The following is a 23,170-nucleotide window of genomic DNA, read 5'->3' on the forward strand; positions in this document are numbered from 1 at the left end:
TTATCCCTGTTTCGAGCGCGCAATAACCTCGCCCGGTGCAAACGGCAAGACATCAGCCTGCGGATAGAGCCTTTCCAGCGCTGAACCGATCATTTCGAGCCCCAGTCTGGCGCCCTCGCGCGACAGCGGCAGATGCCGTCCTGTCGTCCGCGACGCCTTGCGCTCGATGAAGAAACAGGTCGAGCCTTGCGCGGCCGCATCCTTCATCAGCGCCAGATCCGCCGCGATCAGCCTCTTCAGCTCGTCGGCTTCGACCGGCGCTGTGGAACTCTTCGCCAAGGTGCGCGCCCAGTAGGTGCAGGAGAGGAAGATCGCCAGCGTCTGGCGGATCTGGCCCGGACGCGTCACCACCGACCAGGACGAGCCGAGCGGCTTGGCGGCCACCGTCACGTCGCGGTAGCAGGCATCGATCTTCTGCGACAGCGCAATCAGCGCAAAACCGCTCTTGCCTTCGCCGATCGCGCTCAATAACTCGTCCAGCGCCTGGAACCAGCGGGCAAGTGCCGCATCGAGCGCGCCGCGCGTGCGGGCCGGGAAGACCAGGAAGGCGACCGCCGTTCCGGCCACCGCGCCGATCACGGTCTCGCCGATGCGCAGCTGCAGCAGGTCGAGCGTCAGCACCCCGGTCATGCCGTAGACCAGGCAGAGCACGATCGAGATGAAGAAGGTCATCGTCGCATAGGAAACCTGCAGGAAATAGAAGGCGAGGAAAATGCATACGGCCGCAACCGGAATGGCGATCGCCAGCTGCCCCGAAATCAGCGTCGCCAGCAGGAGGCCGATGGCGATCCCGAACACCGTGCCGAGCGAGCGCGACAGCGCCTTCATCGCCGTGTCGCCGCGCGAATTGGTATTGGTGAAGACGAGGAAGGCGGCAAGCACCGCCCAGAACCAGCGTTCGCGCGACAGAAGCAGACCGAAGCCCATGGCAAGCGCCGAGGCGAGCGTGATCTGCAGCGCCGACCGCAGCAGCGGATTGGCAAAGGAAAAGTCGATCTTTTCAGACTGCGCAGTGTCCTTGACGGCATCGATGCCGGCAAAGCCGGAGGCCTGCCCCTCGCCGATCGCCTGCGTTAGCTGCTGCCGCGCCTCGCCGAGCCAGAGAAGCGCCCGCACGGTTTCGCCTTGCGGCTCGTCCCTGATGGCTTCCGCCATGGCGCTATAGGGTGCAAGTTCGGCTGCATCCGCCTCGATCACCGCATGGACGAGTGCGAAGGGCGGCTGGCTCTGGAAGCTCAGCACGATCGCGCTCTCAGCAGCGAGATGCGCATCGAAGAGCCGGATCGCCAGTTCTGCGGCGGGATCGGCGGTGGCATCGAAAACCCCGCCGGCCGGGCGTGGAATGAAGGTTTCGGCCATCAGCACCACTTCCTTCAGCCGGTCTTCCAGCTGACGCAGCTCCTGCCTGTCGGCTTCGCCGATCTCGGCGCCACCGGCAAGGGCGGCGAGCTTGAAGAGGATCTGGTTGATCCGGCCGCGCACGCTTTCGAGCGAGCGCAGCAGGTCGCGCCGCCAATCATCCGGCAGGAGCACAGCTCTCACCAGATGCCCGAAGAGCACCGAAACAACGGGGCCGATCGCCACATCAGGCAGCTCGGCAAGAGAAGGCCGGAAATAAGACCCCATGAAATAGGAGGTGAAGGCGAACATGCCGATCGCAAAACCGCGCGGCCCGAATACGCGGCCCGCCGATGCGAGCGCGATCACCACCAGGAAGACGAGATCGGAGAGAAAACGGCGATCCTCGAGGCCCGCCGCGATGGCGACGACGCCGAGGCTTGCGACGCAACCGAAAAGCCGCGTCACCAGTTGTCGCGTATTGCCCTTGTCGCGAACCGCCACCCCACCCTCGATCGACAGGACGATGCCAAGACCGAAAGCCGCCGTCGGCAACGGCACGATGAACATCTGGATGGCGAGGAGGACCAAAAAGGAGAAAACGATCGTCAGCGTCACCCGCGAAGCCATGCGCASGCGCGAAAGCGCCGGATCGTTGGCAAGCAGCCAGTCGCGGAACTGAAAACCGGAAAACAAATGCAAGAGCCCCTCATGCCGCCCAGGGATCAACAGATACCGCCGCACGAGCGGAAATCAAACCGCCCGAGTTCGAATCCCGATGCTCTTGAATGTTACGCGCCTATTGGCCCTTGGCAATCAGCGCCATCGTCGCCTTCAGGGAATCGCGGGCCTGCGTCTCGATATTCTCGGTGACGATATCGTCGATGACGGGTTTGCCGCCTTCTTCGACCACGAGGAAATGAACGGTCGTATAGTCCTTGCCGTCAGGAGCGTCCGAGCAGGCGGATTTTTTGAAGCGCACGGTCACCTCGGCTACGCCGTCGACCACAGGCGCTGCCGCCATCCTCAGATCCTCCAGCGGGCAGGCATCCTGGCCGTTGACGATGACGTCGTAGTCGAAGGGCGAAATGCCGTCGTCGTCGACGGCGGGAAACTGCGCCGCCGCCTGGTATTTCGCGACGAAATCGCGGCTGTAAAGACGGTCGAGCCGGCTCGCATCGAAGATGTCGGTCCAGTCGCTGTTGTTGTCGGCCCAGTTGCTCTTGGTCGCCTCCATGATCTCCTTCACCGGAGCAATGAAGTCGGCGGCGTGACCGATACCAGAAAAGGCGATAAGGCTTGCGATAACAACGGCGATTGTCTTCATGGTCGAATGTCCGGGGGCGGCAGTTGAGGCGGACACTAGCTAATTTCCGGCGCTTGGCAATGGCGGCAAAAACGCATTGTCGAGCCCCTTGCAGCTTTGCGTTCCCTGATCACAATGCTATAGCGCTCCTCATCACATCACCCACCCGGGACGCCGGTCCCCATTGAAGCTCGAACGAGGCAGATACATGAACAAGATCAAGGTCGCCAATCCCGTCGCCGATCTCGACGGCGATGAAATGACGCGCATCATCTGGCAGCTCATCAAGGATAAGCTGATCCATCCGTATCTTGACCTCGATATCGACTATTTCGACCTCTCCGTCGAAAACCGCGACGCCACCAACGACCAGGTCACCGTCGACGCCGCCAACGCCATCAAGAAATACGGCGTCGGCATCAAATGCGCGACGATTACGCCGGATGAGGCCCGCGTCAAGGAATTCAACCTCAAGGAAATGTGGAAGAGCCCGAACGGCACGATCCGCAACATCCTSGGCGGCGTSATCTTCCGYGAGCCGATCATCTGCAAGAATGTGCCGCGCCTCGTTCCCGGCTGGACCAAGCCGATCGTCGTTGGCCGCCACGCCTTCGGCGACCAGTACCGCGCCACCGATTTCAAGTTCCCCGGCAAGGGCAAGCTGACGATCAAGTTTGTCGGCGAAGACGGCACCGTCATCGAGAAGGAAGTCTTCAACGCACCGGGCGCCGGCGTTGCCATGGCCATGTACAATCTCGACGAATCGATCCGCGAATTCGCCCGCGCCTCGATGATGTATGGCCTGATGCGCAAGTGGCCGGTCTATCTGTCGACCAAGAACACCATCCTCAAGGCCTATGACGGCCGCTTCAAGGACATCTTCGAGGAGGTCTACGAGAGCGAATTCAAGGATCAGTTCAAGGAAGCCGGCATCACTTACGAACACCGCCTGATCGACGACATGGTCGCCTCGGCGCTCAAGTGGTCGGGCGGCTACGTCTGGGCCTGCAAGAACTATGACGGCGACGTCCAGTCCGACACCGTCGCTCAAGGCTTCGGCTCGCTCGGCCTGATGACCTCGGTTCTGCTGACGCCCGACGGCAAGACGGTCGAAGCCGAAGCCGCTCACGGCACGGTCACCCGCCACTACCGCCAGCACCAGAAGGGCCAGGAAACCTCGACGAACTCGATCGCCTCGATCTTCGCCTGGACCCGCGGCCTGGCGCACCGCGCCAAGCTCGACGACAATGCCGAGCTTGCCCGCTTCGCCGCGACGCTCGAAAAGGTCTGCGTCGACACCGTCGAATCCGGTTTCATGACCAAGGACCTGGCGCTGCTGATCGGCCCCGACCAGCCGTGGCTCTCGACCACTGCCTTCCTCGACAAGATCGACCAGAACCTGCAGAAGGCCATGGCGTAAGCCGGCCTTTCCGAGATAACATCGAAGCGGCGGGGATTTCCCCGCCGTTTTCATTTTGGGAGAATGAACCGATGACGGCCATCCTGCGACCGCTCGAATCCTCGGACCGTGCCGCTTGGGAACCCTTGTGGGAGGCCTATCAGCGCTTCTACGAAGTGGTCATCCCGCCGGACACCACCGATCTCACCTGGGCTCGCTTCCACGATCCTGACGAACCGATGCATGCGCTCGGCGCGTTCGATGAAGACGGCCATCTTGTCGGCATCGTGCATGCCATCTTTCACCGCTCCTGCTGGCTGCCGCAATGGACCTGCTACCTGCAGGATCTCTATGTCGACAACAGCCAGCGCGGGCTCGGCACCGGTGCCGCATTGATCGAGGCCGTCGCCGACCTCGCCCGCGCCAACGGCGCAGGCAGGCTCTATTGGATGACGCACGAAACCAATGCAACGGCGCGGCGGCTCTACGACAGGATCGCCGAGCGCTCGGGTTTCATCCAGTACCGCAAGGCGCTTTAAAGGCCTGGGGTTGCACAAAGGCCCCGCCGCACTATTGATTCCGGGGAACGGCAAGGCCGCAAAATAACGGGAACACGAGGAGGATCTCATGGCTGAAGAACTGGTATTCTATACGAACCCGATGTCGCGCGGCCGCATCGCGCGCTGGATGCTGGAGGAGATCGGCCAGCCCTATCGCACCGAACTCCTTACCTTCGGCGAAACCATGAAGGCGCCGGAATATCTCGCGGTCAATCCGATGGGCAAGGTGCCGGCAATCCGCCACGGCGATACCATCGTCACCGAATGCGCGGCGATCTGCGCCTATCTCGCTGAGACCTTCCCCGAAAAGGCCCTGGCGCCGAGGCCGGAGGAGCGCGCCCGCTATTACCGCTGGATGTTCTTTGCCGCCGGCCCGCTCGAATCGGCGGTAACGATGAAGGGTCTCGGCTTCGAAATTCCGAAAGACCGCCTGCGCATGGCCGGCTGCGGCGGTTTCGGCGACGTCATGGACACGCTTGAGAAAGCCGTCTCCGCTTCGACCTACGTCGCCGGCGAGCGCTTCACTGCCGCCGACGTCTATGTCGGCTCCCATATCGGCTGGGGCATCGGATTCGGCGGCATCGAAAGACGCCAGGCCTTCCTCGATTATGTCGGCCGCATCAGCCAGCGTGAGGCCTACAAACGGGCGAACGCCCTTGATGACGAAGCCATCAAGACCATGCAGGCCGCTTGAAAATTCCAGGACGCGGTCGCTTGACCGTCCGGGGACGCGGCAGATCCGCCGCGCCCTCAATCGACGACTTTTAGACAAGCGGCATGTGAATATCAGTCAGAAGCTCGGTCGGCGGAACCTCGCGCGGATTGTTGAGATATTCCTCGAACATGACCCTGTCCTTCAGCTGCCGGCCGGATTTCGGCAGCCATTCGGCAAAGAGCCACTGATAAGACTTCGGCATATTGGCATAGGGCCCCTTGTGGCGCAGCACCGCATAATCGCCGCCCTCGATCTTGCGCCGCTCGAACGGCGCATCGGCCGGCACGTCGGCAGCGCCGGTGACGCAGGCGATCGAGCGCAGCTTTTCCTCCGGCACGATATCGGGATCGTCGAGATAGACGCCGATCATCCGCATGTCGGGCTTGGCGAGGCCGCGGGCGTAAAGCGTGCCGAACAGCGTCTCGAAGGCCTTGTCGATCTGCATGTAGGAACCGGTATGGGCAACGCCGATCAGCTCGATCGGCGCGATCTCACGTATGGTAACGTCTAACATGACTTTGGTCTTTCCGTTGGGTGAGGGCTCATAGGCTGTGTGGCTTCCCTCTCTCCGATAGCGGGCCGGCGGYATGCCGTAGACCGACTTGAAGATACGATTGAAGGATTGGAGATTGGGATAACCTGATCGCTTCGCAATTTCACTGACGGCAAGTTCCGTGCCGACGATCTCGCCCGCCGCGTGATGCAGCCTGAGCCGCTTGACGGTGGCCGCCAGCGTCTCGCCGTAAATCGCCCGGTAGATCCTGTGCCAATGATAGCTCGACATGCAGGCGATTTCGGCAAGGCGCTCCATATCCAGCTCCTCATCCAAGTGGTCGTGAATATAGGCCGAAACCCGTCTCAGACGGTTTTCATAAAGTGCCCATGCCGTTTCGCCATTCATGTCGAACCTCGTGCAAATCGATCGGCTTGAGAGAACCATAACCCGATTTGACAAATCCTGCGGACTTGAACCTTCGGCGAATCCTGCGTAGACCGGAATTCCGGCTCGAACTCAAAAGGAATGATAGATGCCGGATTTTTCAACATTAATGCTCTTTGCCGCCGCAGCGCTGGTGCTGACCGCCACGCCCGGTCCCGACATGCTGCTGATCGCCTCTCGCAGCATCAGCCAGGGACGCGCTGCCGGTTTCCTGACCTATGCCGGCATCGCGCTCGGCACCTATTGCCACGCCATTGCCGCAGCCTTTGGGCTGTCGCAGCTCTTCATGACCGTGCCGGCCGCCTATGAGACGGTGCGCTGGGCCGGCTGTTGCTATCTTCTCTATCTCGCCTACAAGACGGTCCGCTCGGAAGGCGCCGCCTTTCAGCCGGCATCGACGCTGAAGCGGCTGTCGGGCCGGCGTATCTTCTTTGCGGGCCTTGCCACCAATCTGCTCAATCCGAAGATGGCGCTCTTCGTCATGGCGCTCTTTCTGCAATTCGTGAATGCGTCAGCCGGATCGCTGACGATGCAGATGCTGATACTTGCAAGCGTCCTGAACGGCATCGGCCTCGTCGTGAACGGCGCCGTGATTTTCCTCGGAAGCACGATCCGTTCGAGACTCCAATCGGCGAGCCGTTTCCCGAAGTTGCCGCAATATGTCCTGGCAACGGTCTTCACCGGGCTCGCCTGCCGCCTGGCGTTGCAGCCGAAGCTGAACATCGAGTGACCACGGTCGCTGAAAACAAAACCGGCTGCGAAATCCATGATCTCGCAGCCGGTTTGAATTTCAAACTGTTGTCAGGCGGCAGTTCAGCCGGCAAGTGCCACTGCAACCGCCTCGATCGCTTCATCGGCCTTCGAGCCGTCGGGGCCGCCGGCCTGCGCCATGTCGGGGCGGCCGCCGCCGCCCTTGCCGCCGAGGGCGGCGGATGCGATGCGGACGAGATCGACGGCGCTGTAGCGCTGCACGAGGTCCGGCGTCACCGCCACGACAGCACTTGCCTTGCCGTCGTCGGAAACGCCAACCAGCGCAACGACGCCCGACCCGATGCTGGTCTTGCCGTCATCGGCAAGTCCCTTCAAATCCTTGGGATCGACGCCCGAAATCGCCTTGCCGAGGAACTTGACGCCGGCAACTTCGCGCACGGCATCGGCCGAGCCGCCCTGCCCGCCGCCCATGGCGAGCTTGCGCTTGGCGTCAGCCAGTTCCTTTTCAAGCTTGCGGCGCTCATCCATCAGCGCTTCAACACGCGACAGCACTTCGCCCGGCTGCACCTTCAGCGAGGCGGCAAGCGTCTTCACGCGTTCATCCTGTTCGGCCAGATATTCGCGCGCCGATTCACCGGTGACGGCCTCGATACGGCGAACGCCGGCGCCGACGGCGCTTTCGCCGAGAACGCGGATCAGCCCGATCTGGCCGGTGGCCCCGACATGCGTGCCGCCGCAGAGTTCGATCGAATAGGGCTTGCCGGCCTTGGCACCACGCACACCCTCTCCCATAGCCACGACCCGGACTTCATCGCCATATTTCTCACCGAACAGCGCCATCGCGCCTTCGGCGATCGCATCGTCGACGCTCATCAGCCGCGTTGTAACCGGCGAATTCTGCAGCACGATCTCGTTTGCCATATCCTCGACGATCTTCAGTTCCTCGGCCGACATCGGCTTCGGATGCGAAACGTCGAAGCGCAGGCGCTCGGGCGCGACCAGCGAACCCTTCTGGGCAACATGGGTGCCGAGCACTTCGCGCAGCGCCTCGTGCAGCAGGTGGGTCGCAGAATGGTTGGCGCGCAGCCGCGAACGGCGGGCGTGATCGACCGTCAGCACGACCGCATCGCCGTCCTTGAAYACGCCGTCGACGACAGTACCCTGATGCACGAACAGGCCTTCGCCCCTCTTCTGCGTATCTGAAATCTCGATCTTGCCGTGGTCGGACGAGATCACGCCGGTATCGCCCATCTGGCCGCCGGATTCGCCGTAGAACGGCGTCTGGCTGACGACGAGCTGCACCTTGTCGCCGGCCTTGGCCTCGGTCGAAACCGCGCCCTCTTTGACGATCGCCTGCACGACGCCTTCAGCCGTTTCGGTGTCGTAACCCAGGAATTCGGTTGCACCGTGTTTTTCCCTAAGCTCGAACCAGACGGTTTCCGTCGCCTTCTCGCCGGAACCGGCCCAGTGCGAGCGGGCTTCGGCCTTCTGGCGCTGCATCGCATCGGTGAAGCCGGAAATGTCGACACCGATCTCACGGGCACGCAGTGCATCCTGCGTCAGATCGAGCGGGAAGCCGTAGGTGTCGTAGAGCTTGAAGGCGGTCTCACCATCCAGCATATCGCCCTTGGAAAGATCCGTCGTCGCGTCCGACAGAAGCGACAGGCCGCGCTCCAGCGTCTTGCGGAAGCGGTTTTCCTCCAGCTTCAGCGTTTCCGAGATCAGCGCCTCGGCGCGCACCAGTTCCGGATAGGCGCGGCCCATCTGCTGCACCAGCGTCGGCAGCAGCTTGTAGATCAGCGGCTCCTTGGCGCCGAGCAGCTGTGCATGGCGCATGGCGCGGCGCATGATGCGGCGCAGCACATAACCCCGGCCCTCATTCGACGGAAGCACGCCGTCGGCGATCAGGAAGGCCGAGGAGCGCAGATGGTCGGCGATGACGCGGTGGCTGGCGCTGCCTTCCGCCTTGACGCCCATCGTCTCCTCGATGGTGCCGATCAGTGTGCGGAAGAGATCGGTGTCGAACACGCTCTGAACGCCCTGCAGAATGCAGGCCATGCGCTCCAGCCCCATGCCGGTATCGATCGACGGGCGGGGCAGCGGGTTGCGGACGCCAGGTTCGGTCTGCTCGAACTGCATGAAGACAAGGTTCCAGAATTCCAGGAACCGGTCGCCATCCTCCTCCGGGGAGCCCGGAGGGCCGCCCCAAACATTCTCACCCTGGTCGATGAAGATTTCCGAGCACGGGCCGCAGGGGCCGGTATCGCCCATCTGCCAGAAATTGTCGGAGGTCGGGATGCGGATGATCTTGTCGTCGGAAAAGCCGGCGATCTTCTTCCACAGCGTCGCAGCTTCCTCGTCCTCGGAATAGACGGTCACCAGCAGGCGGTTTTTCGGAAGGTCGAAGCCTTCGGTGACGAGCTTCCATGCAAGCTCGATCGCATTCTCCTTGAAATAGTCGCCGAAGGAGAAGTTGCCGAGCATCTCGAAGAAGGTCAGGTGGCGTGCAGTATAGCCGACATTGTCGAGGTCGTTGTGCTTGCCGCCGGCTCGCACGCATTTCTGCGAAGACGTCGCCGTCGAATAGGGGCGCTTTTCGAGGCCGGTAAAGACGTTCTTGAACTGCACCATGCCGGCATTGGTGAACATCAGCGTCGGGTCGTTGCGCGGCACGAGCGGGCTCGACGGAACGATCTCGTGGCCGTTCTTCTTGAAATAGTCGAGGAAGGTCGACCGGATATCGTTCACACCGCTCATGCTATGCCCTTCAATGCTGCCGGAGGCAGGTAAATTTAAATTCATCGGCTTTTAACGTTCACCCCCGCCACTGTCCAGCAGACAAACAAAACCGGCCGCATTCTCATCAGGAATGCGGCCGGTTGGAACTGTCCGATGAGTTTAGGCGCGAAAATTACATTTCCGCAGTGGCATCGCCATCGCCGTCATCGGGGTCCGGTCCGCCGTTCTGCAGGAAGCGGTCGGCGATCAGGCCGGCATTCTGGCGCAGCGACAGTTCGATCTCGCGGGCGAGATCCGGATTGTCGCGCAGGAAGGTCTTGGCGTTTTCGCGGCCCTGGCCGAGGCGCTGGCTGTTATAGGAGAACCAGGCGCCCGACTTTTCGACGATGCCGGCCTTGACGCCGAGATCGACCAGTTCGCCGGTCTTGGAAACACCCTCGCCATACATGATGTCGAACTCGACTTGCTTGAAGGGCGGCGCCATCTTGTTCTTGACGACCTTGACGCGGGTCTGGTTGCCGATCACCTCTTCGCGCTCCTTGACCGCGCCGATGCGGCGGATGTCGAGGCGCACGGAGGCGTAGAATTTCAGCGCATTGCCGCCCGTCGTCGTTTCCGGCGAGCCGAACATSACGCCGATCTTCATGCGGATCTGGTTGATGAAGATCACCATGGTGTTCGACTTCGAGATCGAAGCGGTGAGCTTGCGAAGCGCCTGGCTCATCAGTCGCGCCTGCAGGCCGGGAAGGCTGTCGCCCATCTCGCCTTCGATTTCGGCGCGCGGCGTCAGTGCAGCGACCGAGTCGACGACAAGAACGTCGACGGCGCCGGAGCGCACCAGCGTATCGGTGATTTCGAGCGCCTGCTCGCCGGTATCGGGCTGCGAGATCAGAAGGTTCTGCAGGTCGACGCCAAGCTTGCGGGCATAGACGGGATCGAGCGCATGTTCGGCATCGACGAAGGCGCAGATGCCACCCTTCTTCTGCGCTTCGGCAATCGTCTGCAGTGCAAGCGTCGTCTTACCGGAGCTTTCCGGCCCGTAGATTTCGATGATGCGGCCCCTCGGCAGGCCACCGACGCCGAGTGCAATATCGAGGCCAAGCGAGCCGGTCGAGATCGTCTCGATCTCGACAACATTCTCGTTGGAGCCGAGTTTCATGATCGAGCCCTTGCCGAACGACCGCTCTATCTGTGAGAGTGCCGCTTCAAGCGCCTTGCTTTTGTCCACCGATTTGTCCTCTACCAGCCGCAATGAATTCTGAGACATCCGATCCACCTTTAGGTTATTGAAGCCGCTCAAGCAATGTCGAGTTTGTACCCTATTTGTTCCATTCTCGCAATAGGCGACCAAACAGTTGAAAGAAAAAGGTAAAACGGCACGTGTTCTGTATTTGTTTTATCGATGAAAAGCAACGGCTTAAGCCAAAAGTGCCGACTCAACCGCCGCTAGGCGCACCGTATCGATTCGTCCTTCGGGCATCGGGAGAGCGGATCGGATGAAGAAAAAGATTCTTGTTCTCGGCGGCGCCCATATCGACCGGCGCGGCCGCATCTCCGGCGAGACGGCGCCCGGCGCCAGCAATCCCGGCACCTGGTTCGAGGAGCCGGGCGGTGGTGGCTTCAATGCGGCGCGCAACCTGGCAAGACTCGGTTTTCAGGTGACGATGATCTCACCGCGCGGCGGCGATCCGATGGGCGAGACGGTCGGAGAAGCTGCCGATTTCGCCGGCATCGACGACCGGCCCTTCGTCTTCCTCGACCGCAAGACGCCGAGCTACACGGCGATCATCGAAAAGGACGGCAATCTGGTGATCGCCCTTGCAGACATGGATCTTTACCGCTTCTTCGTGCCGCGACGTCTCTCCATCCGCTGGGTGCGGGAGGCCTTCGCCGCCCATGATTTCATCCTCTTCGACGCCAACCTGCCGGAAGAGACGATCGCGGCGATCGTCGCAAAGGCGCATTCTCTAGGCAAGCCCGTTGCGGCAATCGCCATCTCGCCTGCCAAGGTCGTCAGGCTGAAACCGTGCATCGGCGATATCGACTACCTGTTCCTGAATGAGGCTGAAGCGGCCGCCCTTGCCGGTGAGCGGCCGGAAGACGCCGCCGGCTGGCCGCCTTTGCTGAACGAGATCGGTATCAGGAACGCCGTCATCACCCGCGGCCGGCGCGAGCTCGTCGCACTGTGCGAGGGTCGCCGCGCCGTGACGCTGCAGCCGCCGATCGCCGAGACCGTCGCCGATGTCACCGGTGCCGGCGATTCACTTGCGGCCGGCACGCTCGCCGCCTTGATATCAGGCCTGCCGCTCGAAGAAGCCGTTCGCCACGGCACCGCGGCTGCCACGCTGACGGTGCAGTCGCGGCATGCCGTCAACGAAAATCTGACACCCGATCTGCTGAATGAAGCGCTTGCCCTTGTTCCCAAGGTCAGAATTCTGCATTGAAGCGGCTAATTAAATAGTTGAGCATGATGTCGTTCGAAAACCGCTCGCACTTTTCGGCATCATGCTCTGTCGATCACAGGACAAGACCATGACCAAGCCCATCTCCCCTCTTCTGCCGATCGCCTATTCGAAGGAAGTCGCCAGCGCCAAGCAGCGCGGCGCGCCGGTGGTGGCACTGGAATCGACGATCATCACCCACGGCATGCCCTATCCCGGCAATATCGAGATGGCCCGCAGCGTCGAGGCGATCATTCGCGAACAGGGTGCGGTGCCGGCAACGATCGCCGTCATTCACGGCACGCTGCATATCGGCCTTGAAGCCGCGGAGCTGGAGCAACTCGCCAAGGCGACCGAAGTGATGAAGGTGTCGCGCGCCGATCTCGCCTTCGCCATCGCCGAGCGCCGCACCGGCGCCACCACGGTTGCGGCGACGATGATTGCGGCGGCGCGCGCCGGCATCCGCGTCTTTGCCACAGGCGGCATCGGCGGCGTGCATCGCGGCGCCGAGGAAAGCTTCGATATATCAGCCGATCTCGAGGAACTCGCTCGCACCGGCGTCATCGTCGTCTGCGCCGGCGCCAAGGCGATCCTCGACATTCCGAAGACGCTGGAAGTGCTGGAAACCCGCGGCGTGCCTGTCGTCACCTATGAGAGCGAGGAATTCCCCGCCTTCTGGTCGCGCTCCTCGGGCATTCGCAGCCCGCTGTCGCTGAACAGTCCGGCCGCCATCGCCAATTTCCAGACGGTGCGCGAGCAGCTCGGCGTCGACGGCGGCATGCTCGTCGCCAACCCCGTGCCCGAGGCCGACGAGATCGCGCGCGAGGAGATGGAAATCTATATCGAGCGGGCGCTCGACAGCGCCGAGCGCGACGAAGTCACCGGCAAGGCGGTCACACCCTATCTTCTGTCGACCATTTTCGACCTGACGGATGGCCAAAGCCTCAAGACCAATATCGCGCTCGTCGAAAACAACGCGCGGCTCGCCGCTGAAATCGCGGTGGCGCTGGGTGAATGAAAGCCACGGGCTGCCGGTTATGCCGAGCAAGCCCCCTCTGCCCTGCCGGGCATCTCCCCCACGGGTGGGGAGATCGGCTGGAAGCACCGGCTTTCTGAACAAATGTCCCTTTCAACTCGGTGAAGCGTTGATGTGATGGGAAGCGTTCGCCCCTTGTGATCTCCCCACCTGTGGGGGAGATGCCCGGCAGGGCAGAGGGGGGGCCTACACGGCACGACCTCTCCGTCAAACCTCCCTCACCCGTCCAACGTCTCCTTGACGACGACCGCGAGCTGCTTCAGCGAAAAAGGCTTCGGCAGGAAGCCGAATTTCGCCTCCGGCGGCAGATTGCGGGCAAAGGCATCTTCGGCATAACCTGAGACGAAGATGAATTTCATATCTGGATAGGTCTTGCGCAGTTCGCGCAGCAGCGTCGGGCCGTCCATTTCGGGCATGACGACGTCGGAAACGACAATATCGACCTTGCCGTCGAGCTCTTCCAAGATGCTCAGCGCCTCGACGCCCGAGCCCGCCTCATGCACGGTATAGCCGCGCGTTTCCAGCATGCGCTTGCCGCCGCGGCGTACCGCCTCCTCGTCTTCGACGAGAAGGATGACGGCCGATCCCGTCAGGTCTTCCGGCTGCTGCGGCGAAACTGGCAGCGGCACCACTTCGGCCCCGGCGATGGCGCCGTCGATCGACCCCGCTTCTGCCGCCACTGCCGGCTCCGGGATGTGGCGCGGCAGGAAGACGCGGAAGGTCGTGCCCTTGCCGACTTCGGATTCCGGCTGGATATATCCGCCCGACTGTTTGACGATGCCATAGACCATGGCGAGGCCAAGACCGGTGCCCTTGCCGACATCCTTGGTGGTGAAGAACGGCTCGAAGATCTTGTCCATGATCTCTGGTGCGATACCGGTGCCATTATCGGCGACTTCGACAAGCACCATGTCCTCGGCCGGCATATAGGAATAGTTGAAGGCCGAGACCTCGGCGGCGGTCAGATTGCGAGTGCGCAATGTCAGCTTGCCGCCTTCGGGCATTGCGTCGCGCGCATTGACGCAGAGATTGATCAGCACCTGCTCGAATTGCGAAAGGTCTGTTTTGACAGGCCAGAGGTCGCGGCCATATTGCACGTCGAGCTTGACATTGGTGCCGGAAAGCAGCCGGTCGACCAGCATGCGCAGGTCGCCGACGACATCGGTGAGGTTCAGCACCGAGGGCCGCATCGTCTGCTTGCGCGAGAAGGCGAGCAGCTGGCGCACCAGCACGGCGGCGCGGTTGGCGTTGCGCTTGATCTCTATCAGGTCGGCAAAGCTGGCATCGGCCGGCCGCGCCTGCAGCAGCAGATGGTCGGCGGAAAGCAGGATCGCCGTCAGCACGTTGTTGAAATCATGCGCGATGCCGCCGGCGAGCGTGCCCACAGCATTCATCTTCTGCGTCTGCGCCATCTGCGCTTCCAGTGCCTTCTGCTCGGTCACCTCGACGGCATAGACGATCGCCGCTTCCTCGGGCGCCTCGTCGCTCTGGTCGATAACGGCATTGACATAGAAGCGGAAATAGCGCGCCTCGTCGGTCGGCGTGCGGGTGTCGAGGGGCGCGATGTCGCCCTGCCGGTCCTTGGCCGCCGCCAGCGCCGCGGCCAGCTGTGGCCGGTCGCTCTCCTGCACGATGGTTTCGAGATGCGGCGCCTTTTCGAGATCGTCGCGCGAAACGACGCCGGAAAACATCTTCAGGAACGGCGCATTGGTCCGCAAGATTCGCCCGTTGCCGTCGACCGAGGCGATCGCCATCGGCGTATTGTTGAAGAAGCGCGTGAAGCGCATGGCGGCGGCCGAAGCGGACTGGCCGCCGGCATCGCTCTTTTCACGCGCCAATACGATCGTCCGGCTTTCGCCGGGTGCGCCGTCGCGCATCGAGGTGACGCTATGGATGATCTGCACCGGCAGGCTCTGGCCGTTGCTCTTGCGCAGGTCGAGATCGAGCGTCACGGTCTTCTTCAGACCCGGTTCGGCCTGCACCGACTGGATCAGCGCCAGGCCCTCGCCCGCCACAACGTCGCCGATCGTCATCGAGCCCGGCACGAACTTGGTGAGGTCGAGGCCAAGCCATTCGGCAAGCGTCGCATTCAGGTAGAAGATCTCACCCTTCCTGCCGGCGGAAAAGAAGCCGGCCGGCGCGTGGTCGAGATAATCGATTGCGTTCTGCAATTCCTTGAAGAAGCGCTCCTGGTCGTCGCGCTCGGTGGTGATGTCGGTGATCTGCCAGATCTGCAGTGGCTTGCCGCCGTTCTCCTCCGGCTGCAGCAGCCGCGCCTTCAGCCGGTACCAATGCGCGCCGGAGCTGTTGCTGCCAGGCCCGACGGCGCGCAGCAGGCGAAATTCCTCCCGGCCTTCCTTGCCCTCGCGCAGGCCGTTGACCAGCCTGTAGAGCGCCTCGTTGGATTCGCGGTGGCGCGACAGCAGCGTTTCCAGCGTCTGCACCTCGGTCGCCTTGCGCGCGCCGGTCAGCGCGCCATAGGCGGCATTGGCATAGATGATCCGGCCTTTTTCATCGGTGATCAGCGTACCGTCTGGATGGCTGTTGAGGAAGGCGCGCGCCAGGCTGTCGGACTGGCGCTGCGGCATCACCTCGATGAAGCCAATAACCGAGGATACCAGGAAGAAAATGCCGACCATGGCAAGCACGCCGAGACCGCCAAGCACGACCTCGTTGTCGAGCGACTTTTTGAAGAAGACGAAGGCGCCCGCCGCCGCGATCAGCACGAGCGCCAGCAGAAGAATGCGCAAGACCGTGCCAGAACGCCCCCCACGATCCACAAGCGGTGCGTTATAGTCGTCGGCCTGACGCGGTTTCGTCATATATTCCTCACATAAGCCCTCCCGCTTCGTAGCACGAACACGAAGCAGGAATCAGGCACTCTTTCCTTCTTAGCAATTTGCCGCGTCGGCAAAAACACCGCTAGCCGGCAAGACTGCTTGAATTCACAGGCAACAGCGCCATCTGCCCCAGAAGCCCAATGCTGCCACCCGCGCGCAAGGTCGCCGGGTGCCTAGCAGCGGAACACGAAATCGCGTTCTCCCGTGACTGGACAGCACTGGCTGCCCTTGCCTAAGGAACGGAAAAGTCGTCAATATGTGCCGAATGCGAAATGGAGTGAGTGACTATGTTGGATGATGTTGTCGGAGCTTATGGCAGCCGTTTCCTGCTTGCCGCCGGTGGCGTCGGTCTGGCGCTTCTCCTGCTCATCATCGTGCTCTGGGTGATCCGCAGCCGGGCGCCCTCACCCTTCGTGCGCGGCGGCCGCAACCGCCAGCCCCGCCTGCAGGTGCTGGATGCCGCAGCCGTCGATGCCCGTCGCCGGCTGGTGCTGGTGCGCCGCGACGATGTCGAGCACCTGATCATGATCGGCGGCCCGAGTGATATCGTCATCGAAAGCCGTATCCTGCCGGCAGCGGCCGAACAGCCGGACGGCGCCAGCCGCCCGCAACCCGTCGAACAGCGGCCGATATCCGTCGCGCGGCCGGAAATGCCACGGGAAACGCCACCGGTTTCGCCACCGCGCCCACCGGTCGCAGCCCGTGTCGAGCCCGCCGCCGAACCCTCTTTCGCTGCGCCGGGTTTGCCAGAGCCGCGCCCGCGCCCAGAATCGTTGACCCAACCGTCGACCCAACCGCCTGTCCAGCCGGCCGTGGCACCGCCGGTGGTCACGAGCCCTCTTCCGGCAGAGCCGGTGACTGCTCCGCTGTCGGCCGAACTCGACAATCCTCTGCGTGCTGCCCAGCCCCAGCCACGCCCGCCGGAGCGTCCCGCCGCTCCTCCAGCGGCGCAGCCCGCACCGTTCCACGATACCTCAAGTGCCGCCGAGACCCTCGATGCCGCCCGTCAGCGCGTGCTGCCGCAGCACCGCATCGAACCCGAGGTCTCCGCCCCGCCTGTCCAGGAGATGCCGGCGGCCGCACGCGCCGCACCAGGTAGCGCCGAAGACGCTTCGGCTGCGCAGTCTGCAGCAGCGAGCCGTCTTGATTTCCAGCGGGTGCTGGAACAGGAAATGTCGAACAATCTGACTGCCGAACGCATCGTGCCGGCGCCGGCAAACCAGGACCCCCGGCCCAGAGCGCCGCAACCCGGAAACCTGCCGCGCCGCGATCCGGAAATGGCCCCGATCACCGGCGCCGATACCGATCTGCAAAAAGAAGTCGCCCGTATCTTCGGCGAGATGAGCGTCAACCGCGACAAGTGATCGGGCGCGACAGGTGAGCGGAAACGTACGTCCGACCTTCCTTCATCACCAAGTTGCATAAAAGCCGCAATGCGGCGACTTTCAGTTCCCGATGCATCAGGGGACTCCATCTTGTGCTGATAATTTGTTATCGCTCCGGTTGAAGAGCGTTGGCGCATCGAGGTCATACTTTGCCTAAGTAAATACCGGTCTCACTCCAGTTTCACCCGTACTGCCGGGCAGCTACACGCTGACGGCGTATGAACATGTTCATCGGGTGGTGGCGAGAGACCGGTTTGGCATTGTTACAATGTGCCATGTGCAGCTCCGCTGTCTCAGCTCTTCAGCCGCCCACAACATCGCCACACCGCGCCCGCAGGGGTTTTCTCAAGCACCATCTTGGTGGACTTCCGAACGGAAGACCAAGACGGTATGTGCAATACGCTTCGGGTCCGATGGACCATTATTCCCAAGACAGCTCCCCAGCCTTGGATTGCATGCGGCGGATGCGGAGGCCTGAGAGCTTTCCAATCCAGCGGCAAGATCCGGCTTAACGCCAACGGTCGCAAGCTTGACGCTTGGCTTATCTACAAATGCCTGACCTGTGAAAGGACATGGAATCGGCCAATCCTCGAGCGCCGGAATGTTCGCGACATCGATCCTGCCGTCCTTGCTGCGCTGCAGTCCAACGATCCGGATTGGATTAGGGCAGAAACCTTCAACCTCGATGCTCTCCGACGCAGATCGCAGCGTGTGGACGAATTTGTCGAATTTGAAATCGCAAAGGAGATGCAGCGCGAAACTGCACATTGGACGAGATTGACAATCGAACTGTTGGTCCCGTTTCCAACGAGCATACGCCTTGACCGCCTGCTGGCGTCCGAGCTGAAGGTTTCACGCTCGCGGCTGCAGGCTCTTTACGATGAAGGCATGGTTCGGACAGATCCTGATCGAGCAGACGTCATGCGGCGGCGGATCAGGAATGGCACCTTGGTGTTGATTGACCTCGCCATGGAAGCTGACCGAGAGCAATCGTGGAAGCCTCTGGCGTCGGGAGATCCGCTGTAGTCGTCAAAACCCGCCGCCACAAAGACTCGAATCTCGGGGCCTTTGCGGCTTGTTCTCCAACACGCGGGACAATGGATAAACAAAAAAGCGCCGCGATCAGATCGCGGCGCCTATTCTGCTCTCATGCCTGCATGAAAACTCTCATTCGTCGCGATAGACTTTTTCGCGGCGTTCGTGACGCTCCTGCGCCTCGATCGACAGCGTCGCGATCGGGCGGGCGTCGAGGCGCTTGAGGCCGATCGGTTCGCCGGTTTCCTCGCAATAGCCGTAGGTGCCGTCTTCGATGCGCTGCAGTGCCGCGTCGATCTTCGAAATCAGCTTTCGCTGTCTGTCACGGGCGCGAAGTTCGATCGCCCGGTCTGTTTCCGACGACGCCCGGTCGGCGAGGTCGGGATGGTTTGCGCTTTCCTCGGCCAGATGGTCGAGCGTCTCACGCGCTTCTCTAAGGATATCATTTCTCCATGCAACCAGCTTGGCCCTGAAATAGGCACGCTGGTTTACGTTCATGAACTCTTCCTCTTCCGAGGGAACGTAATTGCTAAGATCGATCTTCTCACTCAACGCGATTCTCCTGAAGAACATCTCATCTGGCGGGGTGTATATCCCAAGCGCTAGCCGCGATTCAAGCCAAATACGACAGGTAAACAGATTTTTAAATCTGTCACAGTTTTCGGCTAACAGACTATTTTCTCATCATTATTCCGGCCTGCGTTTTTTGCTTCGCCTTCAAAACGCCATGTTATCAGCCGCGTTTTGGGCAGCTGGAGCAGCGCTGACGGTTGACGCCGGCCGATTGCAACCGCTACTGAAAAGGCCCGCTGGATCCTGGATTTGCCCATGACCGTACCCCTGCCTCCGCCCAACCGCATCTATCTCCTGCGCCACGCCAAGGCCGCCCAGGCCGAACCCGGACAGCGCGATTTCGACCGGCCGCTCAATGAAAATGGCTTCGGCGATGCCGAAATCATCGCCGACAAGGCCGCCGACAAAGGCTACCGTCCCGATCTTCTGATCAGTTCGACCGCGCTGCGCTGCCGCGGTACCGCCGATGCGGTGTACCGGGCGATGGGCCTTACGCTCGAGGTTCGTTATGTCGATGCGCTCTATAACGCCACGGTTGATAACTATCTCGAGATCATCGATGCGCAGGAAGAGGCCGCCGTCATGCTGGTCGGCCACAATCCGACCATGGAGCAGGCGCTGGAGACGCTGATCGGCCACGATGCGATGGTCAGCGCCCTTCCCGGCGGCTTTCCGACGGCAGGCCTTGCCGTGCTCGATTTCGATGCTTCGGCCACCGCCTGGCGCCTCACCGATTTCGTGGTCGTCTGAAGACTTTCGCGCCGCTTCTTTTGCGGGCGGCGCGCCCTCCCTATATTGCGGGGCAGTCACCAACCGGAATCGCGCCTTGCCGCCACGCCTGACATCTTTTGCCGATGACGCCCGCATCGCGTTCGATAATCTCGCCGACCGGGCGAGCGGCCTCGTCAATCCGACCGTGCGGCTCGGTGTCACCGGCCTTTCCCGCTCCGGCAAGACGGTCTTCATCTCCTCACTCGTCCACAATCTCCTGCATGGCGGCCGCCTGCCGCTGTTCGAACCGGTCCAATCAGGCCGCGTCTCGGCGGTACGGCTGGAGCCGCAGCCCGACGATGCCGTGCCGCGCTTCCAGTACGAGGACCATATCCGTGCGCTGGTGAAGGACCGTATCTGGCCAGATTCGACCCGCGCCATCTCCGAGCTGCGCATCACGCTGGACTATCAGAGCGCCAGCGGCTGGAACCGGTTGTTTTCGCCCGGCCGGCTGTCGATCGATATCGTCGATTATCCCGGCGAATGGCTGCTCGACCTGCCGCTGCTCGGCAAGGATTACCGCACGTTCAGCGAGGAAACGATCGCGCTGGCCGAAACCGGCGTCCGCTCCGAGCTGTCGCACCCATGGCTGGCGCTGACGCGCGCCACTGACATCCATGCCGGCGCCGACGAGATGATCGCCCGCGACCTCGCCACGGCTTTTGCCGATTATCTCAAAGCCTGCAAAGCCGACGAACGCTCGCTTTCCACCCTGCCGCCTGGCCGCCTGCTCCTGCCCGGCGATCTCGACGGCTCGCCAGCATTGACCTTTGCGCCGCTGGCTCTACCGCCGGACGGGCGTCCCGGCCGCGGCGCGCTCTGGACGATGATGGAGCGGCGCTACGAGGCCTATAAATCCGTCGTCGTCAAACCCTTCTTCCGCGAGCATTTCGCCCGTCTCGACCGCCAGATCGTCCTGGTCGATGCGCTGCAGGCGATGAACCGCGGCCCCGAAGCCGTGCAGGATTTGGAGCGCGCGCTGACCGATGTGCTTGCCTGCTTCCGCCCCGGCACCAATTCGCTGCTCTCCTCCCTGCTCGGGCGGCGCATCGACCGCGTACTGGTTGCCGCCACCAAGGCCGATCATCTCCATCATGAAAGCCACGACCGGCTCGACGCGCTGACCCGCCGCCTGGTGGACCGCGCCATCGACCGCATCGGCATGGCCGGTGCCGGCATCGACGTCATGGCGCTTGCCTCCGTGCGGGCCACCCGCGAGGCGACCGTCAAGCGTGACGGCCATGAACTGCCGGTCATTGTCGGCACGCCGATGGAAGGCGAAACCATTGCCGGCGAGCGCTTTGACGGCCAGAGAAAGACCGCCATCTTCCCCGGCGACCTGCCGGAGGATCCGGAAAGCCTGTTCGACCGCATCGCCTCGGGCGAGACCGGTGTGCAACTGCCCGATGTCAATGTCGTCAGGTTCCGCCCGCCGCACCTTGAGGAAACCGGCGGCGGTATCAAGCTGTCGGTGCCGCATATCCGCCTCGACCGCGCCATGCAGTTCCTGTTCGGAGACCGTCTCGCATGAGCAAGCCACCGTCCGATCCGCCGCGCCGCGCACCCGCCGCCTTCAGCTATGAGGACGAGGCTGCTGAGCTGCGCGACAACGGCCGGCAGGGAGAGCAGCGGCGCAAGCCAGAAAGCTTCTCCGAAAATATCGTCGTGACATCTGACGAGGACGATCCCTTCCTCAATCCCGACAATGATCTGAGCGCGGTCCCCGTTGCAACGCCGGCGAGACGTCGGACCTCCTTCGGCAAGATCGCCGCCGGCGCCTTCGGCATCCTGCTGTCGCTCGCCATCGGACTCTGGACCGATAGCCTGATCCGCGATCTATTCACCCGTGCCGACTGGCTGGGTTATGCGGCCCTTGCCGTGCTGGCGGTCGGCATTCTCGCCATACTCGCCCTCGTCATCCGCGAAACCATCGGCATGATGCGTCTTGCCGCCGTCCAGAAGATCAAGGCCGAAGCCGAGGCGGCGATCCTCGAGACTCGGCCGGCCAAGGCGCGCGCCGTCGTCGCCCAGCTGACTGCGCTGCTCTCGGCAAATCCCGAGACATCGAAGGGCCGTGCGACGCTGAAGGCGACCGAGGGCGAGGTCATCGATCCCCCGCATCTGATCGCGCTGGCCGAGCGCGAACTGCTTGCTCCGCTCGACCGCAAGGCCCGCGCCCTGATCGTCAATGCCTCCAAGCGCGTCTCGATCGTCACGGCCGTCAGCCCGCGCGCCGTGGTCGACCTGCTCTACGTGCTCTATGAAGCCGTGCGCCTCATTCGCGCCATGGCCGAGCTTTACGGCGGCCGTCCCGGCACGCTCGGCATGTTCCGCCTGCTGCGCGACGTGCTGGCGCATCTGGCCGTCACCGGCTCGATCGCCGTCGGCGACAGCCTGGTGCAGCAGGTGCTCGGCCATGGACTGGCCTCCAAGCTCTCAGCCCGACTGGGCGAAGGCGTCATCAACGGCCTGATGACCGCCCGCATTGGAATCGCCGCGATGGATCTCTGCCGTCCGCTCGCCTTCCGCGCCCTGAAGCGACCGGGAATCGGTGATTTCATCGGCGATCTCACCCCGTCCATGTCGCCGCGCGGCAACAATCCTTGAACGAAACAGCGATTCCGCAGCTTTCGCCTCCCCTTGCGTAATGCCAGAGAAATTTCAGCAGATTCAAGGATCTAGTGACGGGAGTTTAAAATCGCCGTCGCACGAAAGCCGTGCGCCGCCTCGCATTTCGGCACAATTGAAAGGAAGGATTAACCATTCTTCGGCAAAACTTGCAGCCAGTTCGTGAGTGGTGTTTGCCAAGGAAAATCCATGTATTCGCGCAAGTTTCTCATCGTATGCGGGTTGACCGCCGCGGCATTGTCTCCCGTCGCCGATGTCGCTCCGGCAGCCACTGCTGCAACCCGTGACAAGGCGTTCTTCGATTCCGTCGCCGGATCATGGAAGGGGCCTGGCGAAATCGTCGCCGGCAAGTACAAGGGCACGAAATTCACCTGCAACCTGATCGGTGAGCCCACCGGCGACAGCAGCGCCGGCATCAAGCTCGACGGCACCTGCCGCGTCGGCGTCTTCAAGCAGCCGATGACCGCCGTCATCTCGCAGTCGGGCTCGACCTACAAGGGCAAGTTCCTCGACGGCGCCGCCGGCAAGGGCCTTGACGTCGTCTCCGGCGCCGTCTCCGAGGATACTGTCGTTGTCGGCATCAACCGCGCCAAGCTGAATGGCGCGATGATCGCCCGCGTGCGCGACGACAAGACGATGAACGTCACCGTTTCGGTCAAGGTCGAAAGCCAGATGGTGCCGGTCATCGGCCTGACGCTGACCCGCCAGGTCGACGAGATGGCCGTCGGTTCCATCGAGTAGACAAACCCTACA

19 protein-coding genes are annotated in these 23,170 nt (G+C 62.4%); 12 read left to right on the top strand and 7 right to left on the bottom strand.

Going from position 1 to position 23,170, the window contains the following annotated elements; all coding sequences use genetic code 11:
* Together AC1ECN_RS22255 and AC1ECN_RS22260 are read right to left on the bottom strand one after the other, a co-directional pair.
* The gene (locus AC1ECN_RS22255; RefSeq protein ID WP_477954115.1) at positions 1–2,040 is read right to left on the bottom strand and encodes an FUSC family protein; all 2,040 of its coding nucleotides are present in this window, start codon (positions 2,038–2,040) and stop codon (positions 1–3) included.
* A gap of 97 nt (positions 2,041–2,137) precedes the next feature.
* Entirely contained in the window at positions 2,138–2,665 is a 528-nt protein-coding gene (locus AC1ECN_RS22260) for a hypothetical protein (protein WP_130661678.1), read from the bottom strand.
* A gap of 187 nt (positions 2,666–2,852) precedes the next feature.
* Here AC1ECN_RS22260 and AC1ECN_RS22265 point away from each other — a divergent pair, with 187 nt between their 5' ends.
* From AC1ECN_RS22265 to AC1ECN_RS22275, 3 genes are all read left to right on the top strand, one after another.
* Positions 2,853–4,064, top strand: coding sequence for an NADP-dependent isocitrate dehydrogenase (locus AC1ECN_RS22265; RefSeq protein WP_064246881.1), 1,212 nt, complete (start codon positions 2,853–2,855; stop codon positions 4,062–4,064).
* Positions 4,065–4,135: 71 nt separating this feature from the next.
* The gene (locus AC1ECN_RS22270; protein WP_130672659.1) at positions 4,136–4,582 is read left to right on the top strand and encodes a GNAT family N-acetyltransferase; all 447 of its coding nucleotides are present in this window, start codon (positions 4,136–4,138) and stop codon (positions 4,580–4,582) included.
* Between the two features lie 88 nt (positions 4,583–4,670).
* Positions 4,671–5,297, top strand: a complete 627-nt coding sequence (locus AC1ECN_RS22275; protein ID WP_130672660.1) for a glutathione S-transferase family protein — start codon at positions 4,671–4,673, stop codon at positions 5,295–5,297.
* Between the two features lie 70 nt (positions 5,298–5,367).
* Here AC1ECN_RS22275 and AC1ECN_RS22280 read toward each other — a convergent pair whose 3' ends face one another.
* The gene (locus AC1ECN_RS22280) at positions 5,368–6,219 is read right to left on the bottom strand and encodes an AraC family transcriptional regulator (protein ID WP_477954118.1); all 852 of its coding nucleotides are present in this window, start codon (positions 6,217–6,219) and stop codon (positions 5,368–5,370) included.
* A 127-nt stretch (positions 6,220–6,346) separates the two neighbouring features.
* Here AC1ECN_RS22280 and AC1ECN_RS22285 point away from each other — a divergent pair, with 127 nt between their 5' ends.
* Entirely contained in the window at positions 6,347–6,988 is a 642-nt protein-coding gene (locus AC1ECN_RS22285; RefSeq protein ID WP_130661681.1) for a LysE family translocator, read from the top strand.
* An 83-nt stretch (positions 6,989–7,071) separates the two neighbouring features.
* On the opposite strand, the gene alaS is transcribed toward AC1ECN_RS22285, so the two are convergent.
* Together alaS and recA are read right to left on the bottom strand one after the other, a co-directional pair.
* Positions 7,072–9,726 carry an alanine--tRNA ligase gene (gene alaS, locus AC1ECN_RS22290; protein WP_018072289.1) on the bottom strand — a complete coding sequence of 885 codons (2,655 nt, stop codon included), beginning with the start codon at positions 9,724–9,726 and terminating at the stop codon, positions 7,072–7,074.
* 154 nt (positions 9,727–9,880) lie between these two features.
* Positions 9,881–10,975 carry a recombinase RecA gene (gene recA, locus AC1ECN_RS22295; RefSeq protein ID WP_003540131.1) on the bottom strand — a complete coding sequence of 365 codons (1,095 nt, stop codon included), beginning with the start codon at positions 10,973–10,975 and terminating at the stop codon, positions 9,881–9,883.
* Between the two features lie 229 nt (positions 10,976–11,204).
* On the opposite strand from recA, the gene AC1ECN_RS22300 reads away from it, so the two are divergent.
* A complete protein-coding gene (locus tag AC1ECN_RS22300) occupies positions 11,205–12,152 on the top strand; it encodes a carbohydrate kinase family protein (RefSeq protein WP_018483693.1) in 948 nt (315 codons plus the stop codon).
* An 88-nt stretch (positions 12,153–12,240) separates the two neighbouring features.
* Positions 12,241–13,167, top strand: a complete 927-nt coding sequence (locus AC1ECN_RS22305) for a pseudouridine-5'-phosphate glycosidase (RefSeq protein ID WP_026170914.1) — start codon at positions 12,241–12,243, stop codon at positions 13,165–13,167.
* A gap of 236 nt (positions 13,168–13,403) precedes the next feature.
* On the opposite strand, the gene cckA is transcribed toward AC1ECN_RS22305, so the two are convergent.
* Positions 13,404–16,007: a cell cycle histidine kinase CckA gene (gene cckA, locus AC1ECN_RS22310; RefSeq protein WP_018072293.1), complete on the bottom strand. Its 2,604-nt coding sequence runs from the start codon at positions 16,005–16,007 to the stop codon at positions 13,404–13,406.
* A 299-nt stretch (positions 16,008–16,306) separates the two neighbouring features.
* On the opposite strand from cckA, the gene AC1ECN_RS22315 reads away from it, so the two are divergent.
* Together AC1ECN_RS22315 and AC1ECN_RS22320 are read left to right on the top strand one after the other, a co-directional pair.
* Entirely contained in the window at positions 16,307–17,389 is a 1,083-nt protein-coding gene (locus AC1ECN_RS22315) for a flagellar biosynthetic protein FliO (RefSeq protein ID WP_130672661.1), read from the top strand.
* A 411-nt stretch (positions 17,390–17,800) separates the two neighbouring features.
* Positions 17,801–18,436 (top strand): DUF1062 domain-containing protein, encoded by a 636-nt coding sequence (locus AC1ECN_RS22320; protein ID WP_018072295.1) that lies wholly within the window; start codon positions 17,801–17,803, stop codon positions 18,434–18,436.
* A gap of 141 nt (positions 18,437–18,577) precedes the next feature.
* On the opposite strand, the gene dksA is transcribed toward AC1ECN_RS22320, so the two are convergent.
* Positions 18,578–18,997: an RNA polymerase-binding protein DksA gene (gene dksA, locus AC1ECN_RS22325; RefSeq protein WP_017964517.1), complete on the bottom strand. Its 420-nt coding sequence runs from the start codon at positions 18,995–18,997 to the stop codon at positions 18,578–18,580.
* Positions 18,998–19,273: 276 nt separating this feature from the next.
* Between dksA and AC1ECN_RS22330 the strand changes: the two genes are divergently transcribed.
* The 4 genes from AC1ECN_RS22330 (at position 19,274) to AC1ECN_RS22345 (ending at position 23,158) form a co-directional block, all read left to right on the top strand.
* Positions 19,274–19,768, top strand: a complete 495-nt coding sequence (locus AC1ECN_RS22330; RefSeq protein WP_130655646.1) for a SixA phosphatase family protein — start codon at positions 19,274–19,276, stop codon at positions 19,766–19,768.
* Positions 19,769–19,844: 76 nt separating this feature from the next.
* Positions 19,845–21,320, top strand: a complete 1,476-nt coding sequence (locus AC1ECN_RS22335; protein WP_130672662.1) for a YcjX family GTP-binding protein — start codon at positions 19,845–19,847, stop codon at positions 21,318–21,320.
* Positions 21,317–22,396, top strand: coding sequence for a YcjF family protein (locus AC1ECN_RS22340; RefSeq protein WP_130661684.1), 1,080 nt, complete (start codon positions 21,317–21,319; stop codon positions 22,394–22,396). The genes AC1ECN_RS22335 and AC1ECN_RS22340 overlap by 4 nt, the downstream gene beginning before the upstream one ends.
* 210 nt (positions 22,397–22,606) lie before the next feature.
* Positions 22,607–23,158, top strand: a complete 552-nt coding sequence (locus tag AC1ECN_RS22345; protein WP_130672663.1) for a hypothetical protein — start codon at positions 22,607–22,609, stop codon at positions 23,156–23,158.
* The last annotated feature ends 12 nt before the right edge of the window (positions 23,159–23,170 follow it).

The sequence above is a fragment of the Rhizobium sp. 01N447_2 genome (assembly GCF_056399245.1).